Annotated in this window: 13 protein-coding genes and 2 pseudogenes; 2 read left to right on the top strand and 13 right to left on the bottom strand. The window is 37.2% G+C overall.

Annotation, left to right across the window (positions count from 1 at the left end; genetic code table 11):
* Positions 1-261 precede the first annotated feature (261 nt).
* The 9 genes from glpC to A6A20_RS05820 form a co-directional block, all read right to left on the bottom strand.
* On the bottom strand, positions 262-1539 hold the full coding sequence (gene glpC / locus A6A20_RS05860) for an anaerobic glycerol-3-phosphate dehydrogenase subunit GlpC (RefSeq protein WP_279572575.1): 1278 nt from the start codon (positions 1537-1539) through the stop codon (positions 262-264).
* Positions 1529-2821 (bottom strand): glycerol-3-phosphate dehydrogenase subunit GlpB, encoded by a 1293-nt coding sequence (glpB, locus tag A6A20_RS05855; RefSeq protein ID WP_279572574.1) that lies wholly within the window; start codon positions 2819-2821, stop codon positions 1529-1531. The genes glpC and glpB overlap by 11 nt, the downstream gene beginning before the upstream one ends.
* A complete protein-coding gene (glpA, locus tag A6A20_RS05850; RefSeq protein ID WP_279572573.1) occupies positions 2811-4493 on the bottom strand; it encodes an anaerobic glycerol-3-phosphate dehydrogenase subunit A in 1683 nt (560 codons plus the stop codon). Before glpA ends, glpB begins: the two co-directional genes overlap by 11 nt.
* Positions 4494-4868: 375 nt before the next feature.
* On the bottom strand, positions 4869-6164 hold the full coding sequence (locus A6A20_RS05845) for an ammonium transporter (protein WP_279572572.1): 1296 nt from the start codon (positions 6162-6164) through the stop codon (positions 4869-4871).
* A gap of 27 nt (positions 6165-6191) precedes the next feature.
* A complete protein-coding gene (locus tag A6A20_RS05840) occupies positions 6192-6530 on the bottom strand; it encodes a P-II family nitrogen regulator (RefSeq protein WP_279572571.1) in 339 nt (112 codons plus the stop codon).
* 375 nt (positions 6531-6905) lie between these two features.
* Positions 6906-8021 (bottom strand): carboxylesterase family protein, encoded by a 1116-nt coding sequence (locus A6A20_RS05835; RefSeq protein WP_279572570.1) that lies wholly within the window; start codon positions 8019-8021, stop codon positions 6906-6908.
* Positions 8022-8513: 492 nt separating this feature from the next.
* Complete coding sequence (locus A6A20_RS05830; RefSeq protein WP_279572569.1) at positions 8514-9908, bottom strand: ABC transporter ATP-binding protein; 1395 nt, start codon at positions 9906-9908, stop codon at positions 8514-8516.
* Entirely contained in the window at positions 9908-10696 is a 789-nt protein-coding gene (locus A6A20_RS05825; protein ID WP_279572568.1) for an ABC transporter permease, read from the bottom strand. The genes A6A20_RS05830 and A6A20_RS05825 overlap by 1 nt, the downstream gene beginning before the upstream one ends.
* Complete coding sequence (locus A6A20_RS05820; RefSeq protein ID WP_279572567.1) at positions 10690-11640, bottom strand: ABC transporter permease; 951 nt, start codon at positions 11638-11640, stop codon at positions 10690-10692. Before A6A20_RS05820 ends, A6A20_RS05825 begins: the two co-directional genes overlap by 7 nt.
* A gap of 416 nt (positions 11641-12056) precedes the next feature.
* On the opposite strand from A6A20_RS05820, the pseudogene A6A20_RS12750 reads away from it, so the two are divergent.
* Positions 12057-12191: pseudogene (locus A6A20_RS12750) on the top strand (transposase-like zinc-binding domain-containing protein); the annotation flags it as partial.
* A gap of 267 nt (positions 12192-12458) precedes the next feature.
* On the opposite strand, the pseudogene A6A20_RS12690 reads toward A6A20_RS12750, so the two are convergent.
* Both A6A20_RS12690 and A6A20_RS05805 read right to left on the bottom strand, forming a co-directional pair.
* Positions 12459-12914 (bottom strand): annotated as a pseudogene (locus A6A20_RS12690) (IS630 family transposase).
* 80 nt (positions 12915-12994) lie between these two features.
* Positions 12995-13297, bottom strand: a complete 303-nt coding sequence (locus A6A20_RS05805) for an IS630 transposase-related protein (protein ID WP_279571743.1) — start codon at positions 13295-13297, stop codon at positions 12995-12997.
* 208 nt (positions 13298-13505) lie between these two features.
* On the opposite strand from A6A20_RS05805, the gene A6A20_RS05800 reads away from it, so the two are divergent.
* Complete coding sequence (locus A6A20_RS05800; protein WP_279572564.1) at positions 13506-13751, top strand: hypothetical protein; 246 nt, start codon at positions 13506-13508, stop codon at positions 13749-13751.
* Between the two features lie 197 nt (positions 13752-13948).
* On the opposite strand, the gene A6A20_RS05795 is transcribed toward A6A20_RS05800, so the two are convergent.
* On the bottom strand, positions 13949-17182 hold the full coding sequence (locus tag A6A20_RS05795; RefSeq protein ID WP_279572563.1) for a DEAD/DEAH box helicase: 3234 nt from the start codon (positions 17180-17182) through the stop codon (positions 13949-13951).
* On the bottom strand, positions 17179-17970 hold the full coding sequence (locus tag A6A20_RS05790; protein WP_279572562.1) for a hypothetical protein: 792 nt from the start codon (positions 17968-17970) through the stop codon (positions 17179-17181). The genes A6A20_RS05795 and A6A20_RS05790 overlap by 4 nt, the downstream gene beginning before the upstream one ends.
* Positions 17971-18301: the final 331 nt, after the last annotated feature.

Raw genomic sequence — 18301 nt, 5'->3', positions numbered from 1 at the left:
AATAATCTTAATATTTTTCAATTATTTCCTTTTTTAAACTCTTTTGTGTAAATTTGAGATCATAGATACATTTTTGTTGTCTTGAATCTTACGGAGCAAGGACATTTTTACTTATTTTTCATATAAGCGAAAAAAGTAAGTTGTATAAATAGGCTTATTCCACTTTGAAAAATATTTCAAGTGGAATAAGGATAAAAGAAAAAATCACGAAATTAACCGCACTTTGGATTTGGTAATATTGTATTATTTTTTTAGGCTAAATTAATGTGTTATCAACGCCATAGACAACAAGGTTATTGGGTGAATACATTGTACTTGACTTGACATATCAATTTGCCATTTACAGGTTTCACATTCAGACACCACATAATCAAAACCGCCTTGATTAATATGATCAAATAGGCTTTTGCCAATGGCTTGAGCTGTATCATAATTCTCGGTTTTAAATCCGTAAGTCCCTGCAATACCACAACATTGTGAAGGTAATTTGACAATTTCTAAGCCCGGAATTTTACGCAATACGTCTAGGGTATAAGGTGCCCAGCCTGCTTTTTCTACATGGCAAGCGGTATGATAAGCAATACGCAATGGTAATTTTGCCAAAGGTAATTGTTTACCTTGGGCAAAAAGTTTATATAAATAACGGGTAACAATATCAATATGATTACGTACTTTACTATTGTCCATACCTAATACGTGATGATATTCATCGCGTAAATTCATGGTACAACTTGAAGAAGTCCCCACCACATCAAGTTCTCGTTCACAAACGGTATTTTCTAATTGTGCGAGGTTAAATTTTGCTTGGGCTTTAGCTCGTTCTGGAAAACCGTTTACTGTAAGAGGTAAACCGCAGCATTTTTCTTTTTCCAACAACAAGACGCCAATATTCATAGCATTGAATACATCAATGAGTTCTTTGCCTAGTTGTGGGTTATTGTAGTTGACATAGCAACCGTGATAATAAGCGATTTTTTCAGGATATAGTGCTTGCCGTTCCATTTGGTGTTTTTTGTACCAATGACGAAACGAGCCAAAAGCATATTTAGGTAAGGTGCGATGACGACTGACGTTGAGGGTTTTATCCAGTAAAAAACGTGTGGCTTTTAAGCCGACAATTTTATTAACAATGGGTGCAAAAGGCGTATTCATTTTGCCCATAATATCCGTATTACTTAATACGGCATCACGCAGTTTGTGGATAAGTTTTTTATTTTGTTGGTCGAGATGATTATTTCTGGCACGAACAATAATATCGCCAATTTTTACATCGGAAGGACAAGTGATTTCACAACGTTTGCAATTTGTGCAATATTTTAGGGCTTCATCATAAAGTGTCGCACTTTTTAAGCGTAATCTTTCGCCATCGGGACCTGCTTGTTTTGGCCCCGGGTAAAATGGGTTTTGACGAGAAACAGGGCAAACGGCAGTACAAGCGGTACATTTTATACAGCTTTCAAAACTCTCATCAACATATTGATGCGTCATTGTGGGTAGGGTATTTTGTTTTGCTTGCTCAATCAGTTGATTAATGTTCATATTGTCCCCCTATGTATTCTGCCACAGATAATGCTGTGGCTATGGCTACTCCTGAACCACAACCTAATTGGATAGGGTTATATCCGCCAATCACATTACCTGCGGCAAATAAATTTTCTAAAAACTGACCGCTCTTTTGTACCTGACAATGTTGATTAATGATGACACCTGTGGCTTGGTAAGGCTGTGGTTGGCTAAAGCGAGCGGTCGTCCAAGATAAGCGTTCGTTGGCAATAAAATCTTGAGTTTGGTAAATATCAGCACCAAAAACAGGTTCATAAATACGATCAAAATCGGCAATCAACCCATTACTGAAAAAACTGCCGGTGGCTAACACAAAATGTTTGGCAGAAATGGCTATATCTTGATGAATTTGGGTATAGATTTTACTGACATAATGGCCATTAAACTCGGCATATAATGCTCTGTCACCATTCATCATTAAGCCGCCAAGCTGTTCAAAATGTTGGCGTAATTGTTTATGTTGGCGAATACCCAATAAAGAGGGGGGCAGCGTTGGAAGTTCAAATAATGCTAGTCCTGTGGCTTCACACAATAGATTGAAAAAATCTTGGCTATCTAATCCGAAACAAGCTGGTAAAAAGACGGCTTTTGCCCCTTGTGCTGATTGTTTAATTTCACGCACTAAATCGCCAAAAGCCAATTTATGCTCTAATAATTGGGCAATATTAACACTACGAAATTCGCGCGACTGTTGCCGAAGTTGATCCAGTTCTGGGATATGTAAATAGCCTGTACGCAATGTACAATGGGCAAAAGCCGATTGCTGTTTAAGATTATCCGCTAACATTTGAGGTTGGAAATCGTGGTATCCTTCAATACCCAATACGGCAATATCATCATAAGCAAAAGGTTTACCAGTTTGTACGGTAGGTACGCTATTTGGCGATAACCAAGTGGCACGCAATCCTCCTAACGGGGTAACACGATAATGGTTTTGTTTTGTTGAACCAATGAGATTTAGCTCAAGCGAACGAGCAAGTTGTTCAAATACTTGTAATTTGGCTAATACTTGGTCTTTTCCCAATAAGATATAAGGGTGTTGTGGTGCTTGTTGAGCAAGTTGCTCAAAAGTGTGGTCAAAAGATAAACTTTTTTTTCCATCGGGTAAGCAGGCTAATAAATCTAATGATCCTGAAGAAAAATCAATGCCTGCTTGCCCATTATTAATAATGGCACAGCGTTGCCCTTGTTGCTGTAATTGTATGCCACAAGTAAGCCCCGCTAATCCGCCTCCGATAATCACGACATCAAAATTCATTGCTATCTGTCCCTTTTTGCGCTTGGTCATCAAGCGGTTGAACATCATTTAATCCTAATAAACTGTAATACACCCAGCTTGTAAACTCTGCTTCACGCATAGCTTCCCCCCAAGCAATAGGCTCAATACCACGCCAGCGTTCCTCCATAAAAGCCGCTAATTGTGTGGTAGATTGGCGTGGTGTGGCGACTTGAAACCTCGCCATTAAACCTGCAGCACGACAAGCACAAAGCTCCGCTTGACAAGTACCCATTCCCACTCGGGTACGGCGGCGTAAATCCACTAAATTATTCACATTAAGCTCATCAACGGCATAACGCACTTCTCCTGCGGTTACTGCTTCACATTCACAGACTAAACTGCGATCTAGCCGATCTTTAGCTAATAATCGAGCCGCTCTTGAGCCATGGCGATAAACTGCGGAAATGCGAATAGGGTTAGGTAATGAAATTACTTTACGATGGGTATCCTCGGCACTTTCATTTGATCCCGGTAAAGGGCGGTATGCGGTTTCACAAGATTTATGATGATTTAATTTTTGACAAACTAAATCTGTTGTCCATTCTGCCATCAAGCGATAGGTCATTAGTTTCCCACCTGTGATGGTAATAAATCCTTCTAACCCATCACGTTGAGCGTGATCGAGCAATACAATACCTCGGCTTACATTACGTCCAGAAGGATCATCATCCGTTGCCACTAATGGACGAACCCCCGCATAAGCTCGTAATACCCGAGTATGGCGTAAACTTGGTGCTAATTTTTCGCCCTCTCGGAATAAAATATCCACCTCCTCAGGTGTTACTTGCATATTATCAATTTGATCATAAGGAATTCGGCTTGATGTCGTACCAATGACACAAATGGTATCGCCTGGTACTAATATATCCGCATCGGCAGGCTTACGGCAGCGATTAATCACTAAATTATTAATTCGATGCCCCATAATCAGCAATGCCCCCTTGGCAGGGAACATTTTTATTTTTAACTCAGCATATTCTGCAATACCTTGTCCCCAAATTCCCCCAGCATTGACTACCACAGGGGCAAATATTTGTCGCTGAATGTGGTGTTTATGATCGTAAACCTCAACCCCGATCACTCGTCCTCCTTCACGAATTAAGCCTTTCACTTCACAATAAGTGAATATTTTTGCTCCATTTTCTTTAGCATCAAGCATATTCGCCGCGGTTAAACGAAAAGGATCAACCGTACCATCAGGTACAACAACCGCACCAATCAAGTTGGGATTAACAGAAGGTTCTAATCTTTTGGCTAAATCAGGTTCAATCGCTACTGCTTCTATACCAGAAGCTGAACAGCTTTCCAGAAAGGTTTTTTGATAAGCAAGGTCATCTTCTGGTAAGGTTATAAATAACCCTTTTGAATCTTCAATACAATGACGGGCAATACGTTTAAGAATTTGATTTTCTTCAATACATTCTCTGGCAGACTCTTGATCATTGACGGCATAACGTGCTCCACTATGCAATAGCCCATGATTTCGCCCCGTTGCCCCTGTGGCAATATCACGCCGCTCAAGCAAAATACAACTTAATCCTCGCAAAGCACAATCACGTGCAACTCCAGCACCTGTTGCACCACCACCAATGATAATCACATCGGTTTGCATACGCATATTAGCCTGCAAATTTGTCGCTAATTGCATCATCTTATCCCCACAATACCTAAAAAATTCGCTTACGAATAAATTATTGTTATTTTAGCAGGAAATAATCATAATTATGAGCGAAAAAGAACAAAATTGCTAACTCGATCACATTTTAATGGTATTTTTACACTCAATAAGATCTACATAGATTAAAGGAAGTAAGTTATCCTATTTTGAAAAAGGAGCAAATTTTGTTAGGGAAATCAGAGAAATAACATAAAAAATAATTTAAAAACTGACCGCACTTTAATTCAAAATCAGTATTCTTATTTTGGTTAATAGTAAAACCCTATAAAAAAACTGCCTGAAATGATTTCTCTTTCAGGCAGTGGTTAAATGAAATGATGGATTTCAATTTTCTTTATTTAACACCCCTTACTCAATCCGCTCATCATGACAGCTAAGGTCAAGACCTTTGCGTTCGTCATCTTTTTCTACACGTAAGCCAATGACTTTATCAATGATTTTGAGTAGGATAAAACTTCCTATACCACTATAAGCAATGGTGATTAATACACTTTCTGTTTGTAACCATAAGGTGGTGTCAGTGCCAGAAATATCGCTAGAAACGAATACTCCGGTGAGAATTGCCCCCACAATACCGCCGATACCATGAATACCAAAGGCATCTAAAGTATCATCATAGCCTAACCAATATTTTAAGCGTGTTACGGCAACAAAACAGATAGCACTGGTAATCAAGCCGATAGCTAATGCACTTTGTACTGATACAAAACCAGCGGCAGGGGTAATGCCAACTAATCCTGCAATCGCCCCAGAGGCTAATCCTAAGGCAGAAGGTTTATGTTTTAATAAGACTTCAATAAGTACCCAAGTTAATGCCCCAGCAGCAGCGGCAATTTGGGTGGTGGCTAATGCCATTCCTGCACGTCCGTCAGCGGCTAAAGCCGAACCTGCGTTAAAGCCAAACCAACCAATCCAAAGCATCGCTGTACCGATTAAGGTAAGGACTAAGTTGTGCGGTAAAATGGTTTCTCGTCCGTAGCCAATGCGTTTGCCAATCAAGATGGCTGCTACTAAACCTGCCACCCCTGCATTAATATGGATTACTGTACCACCCGCATAATCTAATACACCATCTTGAGCTAACCAACCGTCCATACCCCATACCCAGTGAGCCGTAGGCACATAGATTAGTAATGACCATAATCCCACAAAAACTAATAACGCCGAGAATTTAATCCTTTCAGCAAATGCCCCTGTAATAATGGCTGCAGCAATAATGGCAAATGCCATTTGGAAAACCATAAAGACAGATTCAGGAATGGTTGGCGCACCCGGATAAATAGTGAGTTGTTCTTGTTCAGTGAACACATTTAAGCCGTTTAAAAAGAAACGTTCTGTGCCACCAATGAGGGCATTGTTTGGGGTAAAGGTTAAACTATAACCAAAACAAAGCCATAAAATTGCAATTAAACAGCAAATGGCAAAACTTTGTACCATAGTAGATAAGGCATTTTTCTTACGCACCATACCGGCATAAAATAAGGCTAACCCCGGGATTGTCATAAATAACACTAAAATCGCCGCAACAGTTACCCAAGTGGTGTCCCCCGCACTGAGTTCAGACATAGGTCTAATCCAATCGGTTAATTGTGCAAATGCCATAGAAGGGGATAGCAGGCTTGCTAGTAAAATCGTCTTTTTCATCATCAGTTCCTCAAATTCTCGCTAAAATTACACCGCACTTTCATCAGTTTCGCCTGTTCTAATCCGCACAATACGGTCAACGGGCTTCACAAAAATTTTGCCATCGCCAATTTTGCCTGACTTGGCGACCGAACAAATTGCCTCAATAGCGGGCTCAACTTCTTCGTCCATTAATACAATATCAATTTGAATTTTTGGTAAAAAATCAATGGTATATTCAGCACCACGATAAAGTTCGGTATGTCCTTTTTGTCGCCCACAACCTTTGACTTCACTAATGGTCATACCTTTAATGCCGATTTCATACAGTGCATCACGCACTTCATCTAAACGAAAAGGCTGAATAATTGCACTCAGTTGTTTCATAAAATCCTCCAGTATCTGCTATTTTTGGTTTTTTCTAGGTTAAACCCTTGTCATAAGGTGTTTTTATTATTAGATCAAAATCAATGTATTTGCAATAAATTTGTATAAAATTCTAATAATTTTTTCTGAAAAGTGAAAATTATTTATTGTTTGTTGTTATTATTTAGTGATTAGATAATCTCTTTGTAGTTTTTGTCTTCTTGCTACTTGAACTAAAGTGCGGTGAGTTTTTGAGATTTTTTGCTTTTTTATCTGATTTTGTTAATGGTGTGAAAAGGCTAGCAAAGCTAGGAATGTACAACACAAAACGCAGTAAAAATCAATTTCAAAATTTACTTTACATAAAATGTATTGATTACTAAATACCCCTAATGATTAGATATTATCTAATTTTTCAGTTTTTCTTTGTAAACTTAACCAATCTAAAACCGATTGCCCATCAAAGTGTGGTTCATTTTGATAAAGTTTTAAAAATACTGCATGGGGTTCTACTGCTTGTTTATCAATGATAATTTGTTGGTAGTAATGGGTATAAATTGGGTTATTTTTCGCAAGTTGGGTGGTGATTTGTTGGGTATTTTGTGCTGGCACAACTTGATCAAGTTCGCTATGTAAAAAGCATAAAGGTATTGCACGAATTTGGGCTAATTGTTGTGTAGGTAGTATTTGGGCAGGACAAGCAATAATTCCTGCACTAAATAAATTGGGCTGCATTGCCAATAGACGCAATGCTTGATAACCGCCCATTGATACGCCTATCAAATAAATTCGTTGTTTATCAATGTTGGGATATTGTTGTAATAATTGCTCAATTAAGGCGAGTAAATCCTCGCTATAATCCCGTTCCCCTTGATAGGTTCGTTGTTGCCAAACAAAATGCTTTAGCCAAAAGCTGGGGCATTGTGGGGCTAAAATATAGGGTTGATTAAAGGCTTTTTGCCATTGTTGATCTAAGAAGGTGGTTGCCAGTTTATCAGCGAGGATATTTTGTTGTTGTTTCCCTCTTTCGCCTGCACCATGTAAACACACAATTAAACTATGTAACGGCGAGGAAGAGGCTTGATGATGAGGTGGGCAGGCTAAACTGTATGTAAAATCAGCAAATGTGTATTGATGAAAGGCTTGTTGTTCGGGGCAAATTATCTCTAACCATATACATTGTTCTGGCGATATTTTTGTATGTTGTAAGCGAAATTGTAATGGGCATTTTTGTTGACAAAAATCAATAGGAGCAAAATGATAGAGTTTTGTTATTGGATTATGTAAAGCTGATTTAATATGTAGCATAAAGCGGCGATCGTGGTGCTTTACACATTCAATATCAAGGGGTTGCCATTGTTCGGTTAATTTAGGATTTTTTATGAATAATTGAAATTTATGGGGCATAAAGTTGGGGATCGGTTGCTGTAAATCCACTTGAATAGCGGTAACTTCTGCCCCTAGCAGTTTTACGCTAGCAATGGGTTGGCATTGACAGAATGGTATTGGCATAATCTTCCCTAAAAGTATTGAGCATAATGTAGTGTTCTATCTTATTTTAAATTAAAACCACTGTATAAGGTGTTTTTAAAATCAATCTTTTGCGATAGGTTTATATAGAAGTCTAATGAATTTTTATAAAAAAGAAAATAACTGATTTAATTGCGTTTTTTAGGGGGTGGTTAATTTCTTGTTGTTATGTTTTAAAGTGCGGTGAGTTTTTGGATTATTTTTTACTGTTAGTTTTCTGTCTTTGCTAACGGTTTAGCCGTTCAGAGGACAGAATAATAAAAACGCTAATTTATTAATATTTAAAGTGAATACTGTCTTCTGTCTTCAGTCATCTGTCCTCTGAATAGTAAAGAAAGTAAGTCGCACGAATGTGCGAAATACATTTGTGAAGTCGGAGAAATGAAAGTGAAAAAATAATCTCAAAACCCACCGCACTTTAACCCGAAATATAGCTTCCCACTCTAAAATAATACCACGTTAGCAGACCTTAGCTTATTTTAAATTGAAACAACTATAATGAGTTAAATCAATAACTTGATCGCAATAATGGTTCACCAAATGATGATCGTGGCTGACAATAATTAAAGCACAGTGAAAAGAATTGCATTGTTCTACCAATAAATCCATGGTTTCTTGTTGGGTAATGGGATCGAGCCTTGAGGTAACTTCATCGGCAAATAATAAAACAGGGTTGAATAATAATGCTCGTAAAATGGCAATACGTTGTAATTCGCCGCCTGATACATTTTCTGCGGTGCGTTGTAAAATAGCGGGGTCTAATTTTAGTTGCTCAAGTAAATAAGGAATACGGCGGCGATCAAGGTTGTGCTTATTAATTACATCATCAAGTAAAATCTGTAATTTAATTTTTCCAGCAAATGCAGAGGGCGGATCTTGATATAATTTCAACACTTGCTGCGGTTTCGGCGGAATTTGCCAGCAAATTTCCCCTTGATGCGGTGCTAATAGACCACAAAGGCAATCCCCCAATGAACTTTTGCCTATGCCACTTTCGCCCACTAAGCCTAAAACTTCCCCTTGATTTAGGCTGAAATTAAGTGTTGAAAATAGACGGCGTTTTCCTCTTGCAATGCTAAGATCTTTTACGGTTAATAAGGTTTGTGCGTTGCGTTGTGGTTTTGCTTTGGCTTGCCAATTTTCTGGTGCGGCGGCAATTAATTGTTTGGCATAATGCGAACGAGGTTGGATAAATAATTGCTGGCTATCGCCTTGTTCCAGTAATTTGCCTTTTTTCATTACCATAATTTCGCCACCGAGCTGTTTGGCAACATCAATATCGTGGGTAATCACTAACAATGCTCCGCCTTGTTGAGCAATTTGGGCTAATAATTGGATAACAATATTTTTATTTTTCTGGTCTAGCCCTTTGGTGGGTTCATCAGCAATAACAATATAAGCACCGCTCGCGGTTGCCATAGCAAAGGCAGCTCGTTGTGCCATACCGCCTGAAAGCTGATGAGGGTAATAATTAATAAACGGCTCTAAGCCAAGTGCGGTGAGTTTTTGTAATGTTTTTTGCTGGGCGGTTAGCCTATCCTGTTGTGCCACAAAATAAAAACTTTCCCACACCTGTTGTTGAATGGACATGGTGGGATCAAGTGAGCGTGTGGGTTCTTGGGCTAACATAGCAATTTGTTTGCCCCATTGCCCTTGAGGTTGTCCTACAATAGTAACTTCGCCTTGTCGGCTTAGATCGCTAGGTAATGCCCCCATAATGGCTTGTGCTAATAAACTTTTGCCTGAACCTGTTTCGCCTAAGATAATGAGATTATGACCTTTTTTTACGCTAAGGCTAATGGGTTCCACTAATTGCTCCCCAGACTTTGTTTGCACTGATAAATTAGTCGTTTGAATAAGAACGGTCATTATCGCACCTTACCAGATAATAATTGAAAACTTAACACCAATAAAAATACCGCTAAAATCGGCTGAAGAAAAATCCATGGTGCTTCATAATAATAAGGAAATAATTCGGTCATCATTAAACCGAGTTCAGCGGTGGGTGGTCTTAATCCGACATTGACAAAGCCTAAAGTGGCTAATGCTAATACCGCATTGCCTGCGGCAAAGGCACTGAGGGTAAAGACAATAGAAGCCAGCTTCGGTAAAAAATGGCGTTTTAAACAATAAAAAAAGCCCATTCCCATTAATTGGGAAGATTCAATTTCGCCACTACGGGCAATACTTTGGCTTATGGTGCGAATTACACGGAAAAATTCTACCCACATAACCAAAGCAATCCCCAAATATAATGACCAAAAGGATCCCGGAGCAAGGGCGGCAAACAATAAAATAAACAGCAAGCCTGGTAATGCCATGATAATTTCACTGATAAAATTTAAGATACGATCAAGCCAACCGCCTAGGTAGCCAGCCATAATGCCAAATAATAAGCCAAAAGCGAGGGAAACACTGACCGAAAGCAGAATTAAGCCAAAGGATAATCGCATAGCAGCGGCAAGCCTTGCTAGCATATCCCGTCCAAAATGATCAGTACCTAACCAATAAAGTGTGCTGGGTTTTTGCAAGGTTTTGTTTAAGTTTTGCAATGCCTCGTCCATAGGATAGAAATAAGGTTGCAAATAAGCAAAAGCAAATAAAAAACATAATAAAAATAGACCGCACTTTTGGGCGAAAGAAAGGGATTTTAACATAGTGCTGTTCCTTGAGATTTAATGCGAGGATCAATGCAAGCAGCTAACATATCCACCAACATATTTAATAGGACAAAAATCGCCCCCATAATCAGTGCGGTACCTTGAATAAGGGGAACATCACGCGCGATAACGGCGTGGACTAATGCGTGTCCGCTACCCGGCCAAGCAAAAAGACTTTCAACAATCACAACACCTTCAATTAAATAAATCAGTTGTACCGAATGATAAGCCAAAATTGGAATAGCCACATTGCGTAAACCATGACGATAAAAACATTGCCATGGTGTTAAACCTTTTAATTGTGCATATTGATAATAGTCAGTTTGTTTGACACTTACCATAGCGTGGCGGCTAATACGCACTGACACCGCACTCAAGCCTAAAGCTAATGTAAGGGCGGGCAAGATAAAATATTGCCAACTGCCATAGCCTGCGGCAGGTAGCCACTTTAGCTTTACCGCAAAGAGAATGATTAAGCCAATGCCAATAATAAAAGCAGGGATAGAACGCAACAAGGTGCTTAACCATAAACTGGCTTTATCTACCAAGCCATCAGGTTTGCGAGCTGCCCATAAGCCTAATGGCGGTCCAATAAATAATGAAAGCAATAATGCCACTATCGCCAAGGCAAAAGTATGCCCAAATTGATGCCCAATTTCCTGCCAAACAGGTTGTCCGCTGACTAGGGAATTACCCAAATTAAACTGCAATAAATCCGTTAACCAATTAAAATAATTTTGCCACCAAGGTAAATTTAATCCTAATTCAGACCGCACGAGTTCCGCTGCGGCGGTATCCGTTTGATCATAACCATAACGACTGGCTGCAATACGATAAGCCATATCGCCCGGCAAATTTCGGGTTAATAAAAAAGTCAAGGTTCCCACTGACCAAATCACTAACATAAGTTGAATAATTCGCTTTGTAAGAAGATTTAACACACCAATAAGCCTAAATTTTAGTTAGAAAAGGCGAATAATGTAGCATAGATAAGCATACTTTGCATTAATTATTTTTTACTGAAAAATAAGTTTGTTGATATTATCGTTCTATTTGGGATTAAAGTGCGGTGGGTTTTTGGTTTTTTACGACGATTGTTTCTCCGACTTTATATTTCACCATTGTCAGCTTTCAGAGGACAGAATAATAGGATATTATAATGGTAGAATAAATCAGGAGCCCTAATAGAAGGTTAATAAACTATCATTTACCCCAGAACAGTACTTTAGAGTTGTGTAGCGATACTATTTTTCTTAAGGTCAATGAAGTTTAGGTGTAATGGACAAAATGGCTTGAAGCCTTATAGTACAAGGCTTTAACTCACTTTTTTGAAAATGAACAAAAAACTTGTCCTTTTTGCCTAAATCTGAATATTAAGAAATATGGCATTCAAAATAATATTCAACACTATAAATGCTATCATTGTAATAAAACCTTTACCTTTAAAAATAAATTAAATCCCACTGAAATTTGGTTTCATTATTCTCAATGAAAACAGACGTATAAAGCGCTTGCAATTAAATATCAATGCTCTGTTAAAACAATTCAAAGATATATTGATACAGCCCCGAAAAATATCTTAATTTTACCCACATCAACTTATTTAAATATTATTATGAATACCACTTTCTTTAAACGAGATTTTGGTGTGTTAGTGTTAATGGATAGCCTCGATTTATCATCAAATTATGAAAACAAAAAAGATATTTATTATCGGACAGTACTAAATCGGTTAAGAAAAAAAGCTATAGTAAACCCATTAAAAATCGCTACATAACCACATAAAATAAAAGAATAAACGGTCGATGCAATTTAACCGACATTCTTTACGTTTTTGCTTTATCCAAGCCCAAGTGCGTTCAATTGGATTAAGGTCAGGACTGTAAGGTGGGAGCCAGAGAATGGTATGCCCCGCGGCTTCTATCAATGCTTTTGTGTCTGAACCTTTATGAAAAGCAGCATTATCCATCACAATAACACTGTTATCAGGAAGTTGCGGAAGTAATCACTGCTCGACCCAACCATGAAAAACATCGCTATTGATACTGCAATCATACAGCCCCACAGCAAAGAGCTGTTGATTAAGTACAGCACCGATGGCATTACTCTGGTTTTTAAGTTGCCAGTTGGATTGGCTAAGACAAGGCTTACCTCTTTGAGCATACCCATGCGGTCTGTTGTCATGCATTTTAAAGCCGCTCTCATCTAAATAAATGATTTTTCTTCCCGCTTTTTTAAATGCTTTTAGCGCATTAAGAAAAGACTTTCGTTTTTCAGTATTTGCTTGAGAATGCGCTAACGTCTTTTTTTACGTGTTATTCCGAGCCTTTTTAAAGCCGTACAAATGGCGTTTTGGCTACAACCTAAACGCTGTGCTCGCTGCCATTGATAATCATCGGGATAAGCTTCAACATCGGCTTTGAGGAGCTCGTTATCAATCTTATAAGGTTTAACAATACGTTTCTTTCGTTCAGGGTTTTTCTTCCATCTCTGGATGGTGTTAGTACTGAGCTGAAACTCTTGTGCCAATTCTCGAAAGCTTGCGCCACCTTTGAGTTTGGCTAATATCATTTGTCGGTAGTCTTTTGAGTATGCCATGTGAATATTGTAGCGTATTTAATTAGATTTTACTATATATTATTCAATCAACTACCTGCATATCTGTCGTAGATTATTAAAAAATATTCAATACGCCTATTCAAATGAGTCATTTTCATCTTGTGGCAATGGCGATGAGAAAGTGAAGAAAAAACATAAATCTCTAGCTGGAAATGACTTAAGAAAACATTAAAAGAAAGTCAAAAGCATGATTTTTTGTCGTTTACATTATTGGTATTTAAAACATCAAGATTATTTGAATGAACTCTCAGATAAATGCAATGAAAAAGGTTATTTTTCTTATAAACATAAAGGACTAAGAGGAGCATTAGCGAGCATGAAATATTATGAAAGGTATTTATTTACCTTTGAAAGGTATGCGGAATTAAATATTGAAAAAACAACAAATCGGTTAGAAAGTTTATTTAGTGAACTTAAGTGGAAATTAATTTAATCATAACGGATTAAGTGGAAAGCGTAAGATTGTGTTTATAAAGGATTTTTTAATAAAAAGAGTTACTAGCAATTTGAGAAAATTATTATTAGCAACTATTTTGTCCATTACACCATAAAATTTAAAACTATAACATGTTATATTGAAATTACTATACATCGTATACAACTATTGGTATTTTAAATTGGTGCTTTTTATTAAGTGGTAATATCACCTGATAATATATTCCAAATTTTCCGATATTCACTTCCTGTTAGTATATTTGAGTATTTTTGTGAAGCTTTATTCCACTTCGCATTATCTGCTCGTTTTAAAAACCACCGAGCTTCCTGAACTGAGTAATTATCTTTAGAAATAGTTTCCTTAAATATTTCACCAAAGGATTCTGCTATACTACGTGGCAGAGCGTTCATTCGTAATAAAACTGCTTCTTCAGTTTTTACGCCATGATAAACCATTGATGGTAACAGATTAATATTACGTTTATCTTCATCAGAAATTTTATCAAAATCTATACCTAATTTGCTGAGAGCAGAAAATCCCCAAGTTCCGTTATTAATCAACGTCCGATATATTGCTTTACAAGCATTAGTAATTGATGAAGTATTATCCTCACTATTAAAATACTCCTTAGCAATTTCTTCAATATTTTTACCAGATACCCAAGCTTTGGTAATATCAGCAATTTGTGAGTGTCCAGAGCCCTGTGAAGTTATTTCTTCCAAATTACGTTGTAATTGCGGTACCTTCAGCATGACACCAAATAGATCAGACATTCCTGATTGTTCACCAAATAAACTATCAGGTTTCCAATCATTAACTGTTAGTTTTTTCTCTAATTGATTGATTTCTGTCATTGCTTTGCTAATACCTTCAGGAGAAAATCCTGTCATATCAGCTAAAGCAACAAATCCGGTTTTATCACTTAGTGATTGAGCGTATTGGCGTGTGGCCTCTAACAATTGTTGGGCTTTCTGCTTATTTTGTGAATCACTTTCTAAAATACCATATCCCAATGTATTTCGTAAAAGTTGTTCGGTCTCCGAAAGTACTGCTTCAAGATTTTTCTTTTCACTCCATAAATGTGCCACATAACAACGAAAATCTTCCCAATCAGGACTGTATATTTTGTTATGTAATTCATTCAATTCTCCTGCGTTCTCTAACTGTTCAAGCATTTGAATTAAACGGGAAACAAGCTCACTAGTTGCCCTTTTGACATAATTAACAATTTCATTTGGCTTATTGCTTGCTGCAATACCAACAACCCCAACACTCTCATGGTTCATTCTGCCCGCACGGCCAGCAAGATTCCAAAATTCTCTTGGTAACATTTCAATACCATATGGATATTTATATGTTGCAAGGAAAACCGACGATACAGGGAAATTAATACCTTGAGCAATCGTTGTTGTTGCACAAAGTATTTTGAGTTTCCCTTCTTCAGCAAGCCATTCAATTAAAGCTCGCATTTCATCTGATAGCCCTGCATGATGAACACCAATACCTTTTGAAAGCATATCAATTAGCTCAAAATCTGCTCCAATTTCAGCTTGAATAAATTTTTGAACCAAAGAAATTTCATTAGGAATGTTATTTAAAACTGGCATATCTTTAGCTACGTTACGAGCCATACTCCAAACGTGTGAAATATTGTTTGTAATAGCAAGACTAGTTCCACGCTCTGACATAATTTTTGCCATTGCAACAGTTTGTAATGTAGTAGTAGCTTTACTTTTAGCAACATCTACTGGTCTAACCCTTCCAACAAAATGTTGCCCTTTTAAATGAATCGTTTTTTGTGTCGTGATTAAAGTCTCATATTGTAAACGCCAATTACCTCTTCCTTCTGCTTCCACAGCACGAAACATTCCTACAATTCGTTCATTTGGCTTCCAAGCAGTTGTTCCTAAACTGATTGTTCGACCTGCATTACGATCATGTGCAAGCCAGCGTGCTAGAGTTTCAGCCTTTTCAACAAAAGGCATAAGCAATAGAAAATTGGCTCTATCACATTCCCCCTTAATCGTTGCGAGCAGTAATTCTATTCTTAAGCCACGTTCTTCATCTTCAATATTGTGTGCTTCATCCATAACAACCAATACCAGTGGTCGTGGTACTTTTTTATTACGAATGACTAATTGTAGTTTTTCAGGGGTAGCTACTAAAACATCAAAACTTTTAGTTCTGTCTTGTTGGATTAAAAGTTCGTCTTCAAAAGTATCTATATCAATCGCCCCTGTGAGCTGCTCGACTTTCACACCAATAGGTTCAAAATCTTTACGTAAACGTCGTGTAATTTGGGATACTAATGCTTTAGTGGGTGCAACATATGCGATCCAACACCCTTCGTCATTATCTGAAAATTGGTTGAGTGCCTGTAAAATTCTAAATTGAGCCAGTAAAGTTTTACCACCGGATGTAGGCATATCCACCACAACCGCAGTAGCTGCTACATCTAATAAACCTTGTTCCTGTATGGCATTTTTTTGTGGTGGCATTAACTCAAACAAGGCATTAGCCCGAGTAACTTGATTAACAAATTTTGTTACTCGGGAGTTAATACGACGGGCTACCCACCAAATTGAAGATTCAGCCATTTGGCGGGCTGCTGCCTGTAACCATCTGAGCAAAATTTCAAGTTGAGCATCTGCACTATCAATAGCAGCTTCTATAGCTGATTCAAAATGTTTATCCAATAATTGAGCAACGGCAACAGGCTCACCTTGTAACATATAACCAGCCTGAATCTCCGTTGCTTTTGCCCAATGATACAAGCTAATCAAACGTAGTGCTTTTACTCTATTTTCTGCATTATCAGAATCTGCAAAGAAATTAGTTTCATATGTTTTCTGTTCTTCTCTAAGCCGATTAACAATGCTATTTATTTCATTGATACTTTTCCAATTCTTATGACGAAATAAATGAATCCAACAACGAAATAAGTTGTGCAGAATTTTTATATCCCAATTAGAATTATTTTCAGATGGAATATTTAATTTATCTTCATTCTCATTTAACCAACGATGTAAATCTATACTTTTTTGCCCACAATAAGCCAATGCAGATATATGTAAAATATGAAATATTCTTTTCTCATTATTTTCTGAAATAGGGAGTAAGCGATAAAAATCAAAAGCCTGATGAGCAGCAGCCATACCTTGTATTCTTAGCTCGCTGTCATCAGAAGTCGGGCTTAATAAAGTAGATAATCCTTCAATAGCAGCCAATTCATAAGCCATAGCAGTACGCTCTAATAAATTATAATCCGCAGAAGTAAAACAAAAACCAAATTCCATTTGTTTTCCCACGGCATTATTTACAATCAATTGATTTGCCAAATTGAATGCCTTTTCAATCTCTTCATTGCCAATAGCTTGAATAGCCCAATGCTCTTTTAATCTTCCCAAAGATTGTTGGGTAATATTCATATTACACCACCATTTTTATATTGCATAATTTTACGGCTTAACTGCGAAATACTTTGACTTGGTAAATATAATGCTAGAAGCTCGATATACGTTTCAGAATATTGATTTTTGACTAAGTTATTTATTCTATTTTTAATATCTCTTTCATTAGGTTGTACATCTCTAATTAAAACACCAAAAATCCGTATATTTTTAGAACATTTCAAAAACTTTTGAGCAGCTCTTTTAAAATAATTTTCCCAATCTTGACCTCGACTTCTAAAGGCAAGATAATTCATTAAAGTACACTTTGTTTCATCATTATCTTTTAAATCTTCAATTTGAGATTGAAGACCTGAACGACCGACCATGACACCTGGTGGATATTTAGATTCACTAGATGTTTTTACTTCTCCATAAGCAAAATAAATCTCATCTCCTATAACCTGAAAACCAACTAAATCCGCTCCTGGTAAACTAGATCCTATTTTTCTTTCATCTCTACTATCGGGCCATGGAAAAAAACATTGACGATGTTCCGATAAATAGCACTCTGCAATCCCTTCACCTACACGCCAGTCTTCAGGATCCATACCAAAAGGAACTAAATTTTTTTCAATATCGTCTTTCGAGAAACCTGTTTCCGCTAAGATATTTATAATCTGTTTTTGTCCTACTATATCAAAAACCACTTCTTGAACTTTTCCCGCTAATGCTGTATTTAATTCATCATCAGAGTAAGATAGTCCACAACCTGTAGTTGGATGTACTCCAAGTTGATATTCCATTTTACCTACAGGTATAGTCATGTTGTAACTCCCAATCCTATAATAGATAAATATTATGATTGAATTTTATTATAAAATTAGCAAATCTGCATCCTATTTTCCTATATCGATAAGGTAATACCTGTAGTAGAATAAATCAAGATCCTCAATAAGCAACTAATAAATAAATTAGCGTATCCATTATTCTGTCCTCTGATCAATAAAGAAAGTACATCGCTAACGGCAAAATCCTTAGCCATTAACAGAGAAAATAACAAAAAAACCAAAAATCCACCGCACTTTGCATTAATTATGGTAAATTTGACCATTATTTACACAAGATTTTCTTGTGATTGAGAATGATTTTCTATAT

The sequence above is a fragment of the Volucribacter amazonae genome (assembly GCF_029783845.1).
GTDB classification, from domain to species: Bacteria; Pseudomonadota; Gammaproteobacteria; order Enterobacterales; family Pasteurellaceae; genus Volucribacter; species Volucribacter amazonae.
Note: the sequence above shows the minus strand (reverse complement) of the source record. Positions and strands in the feature narration are given on the sequence as shown.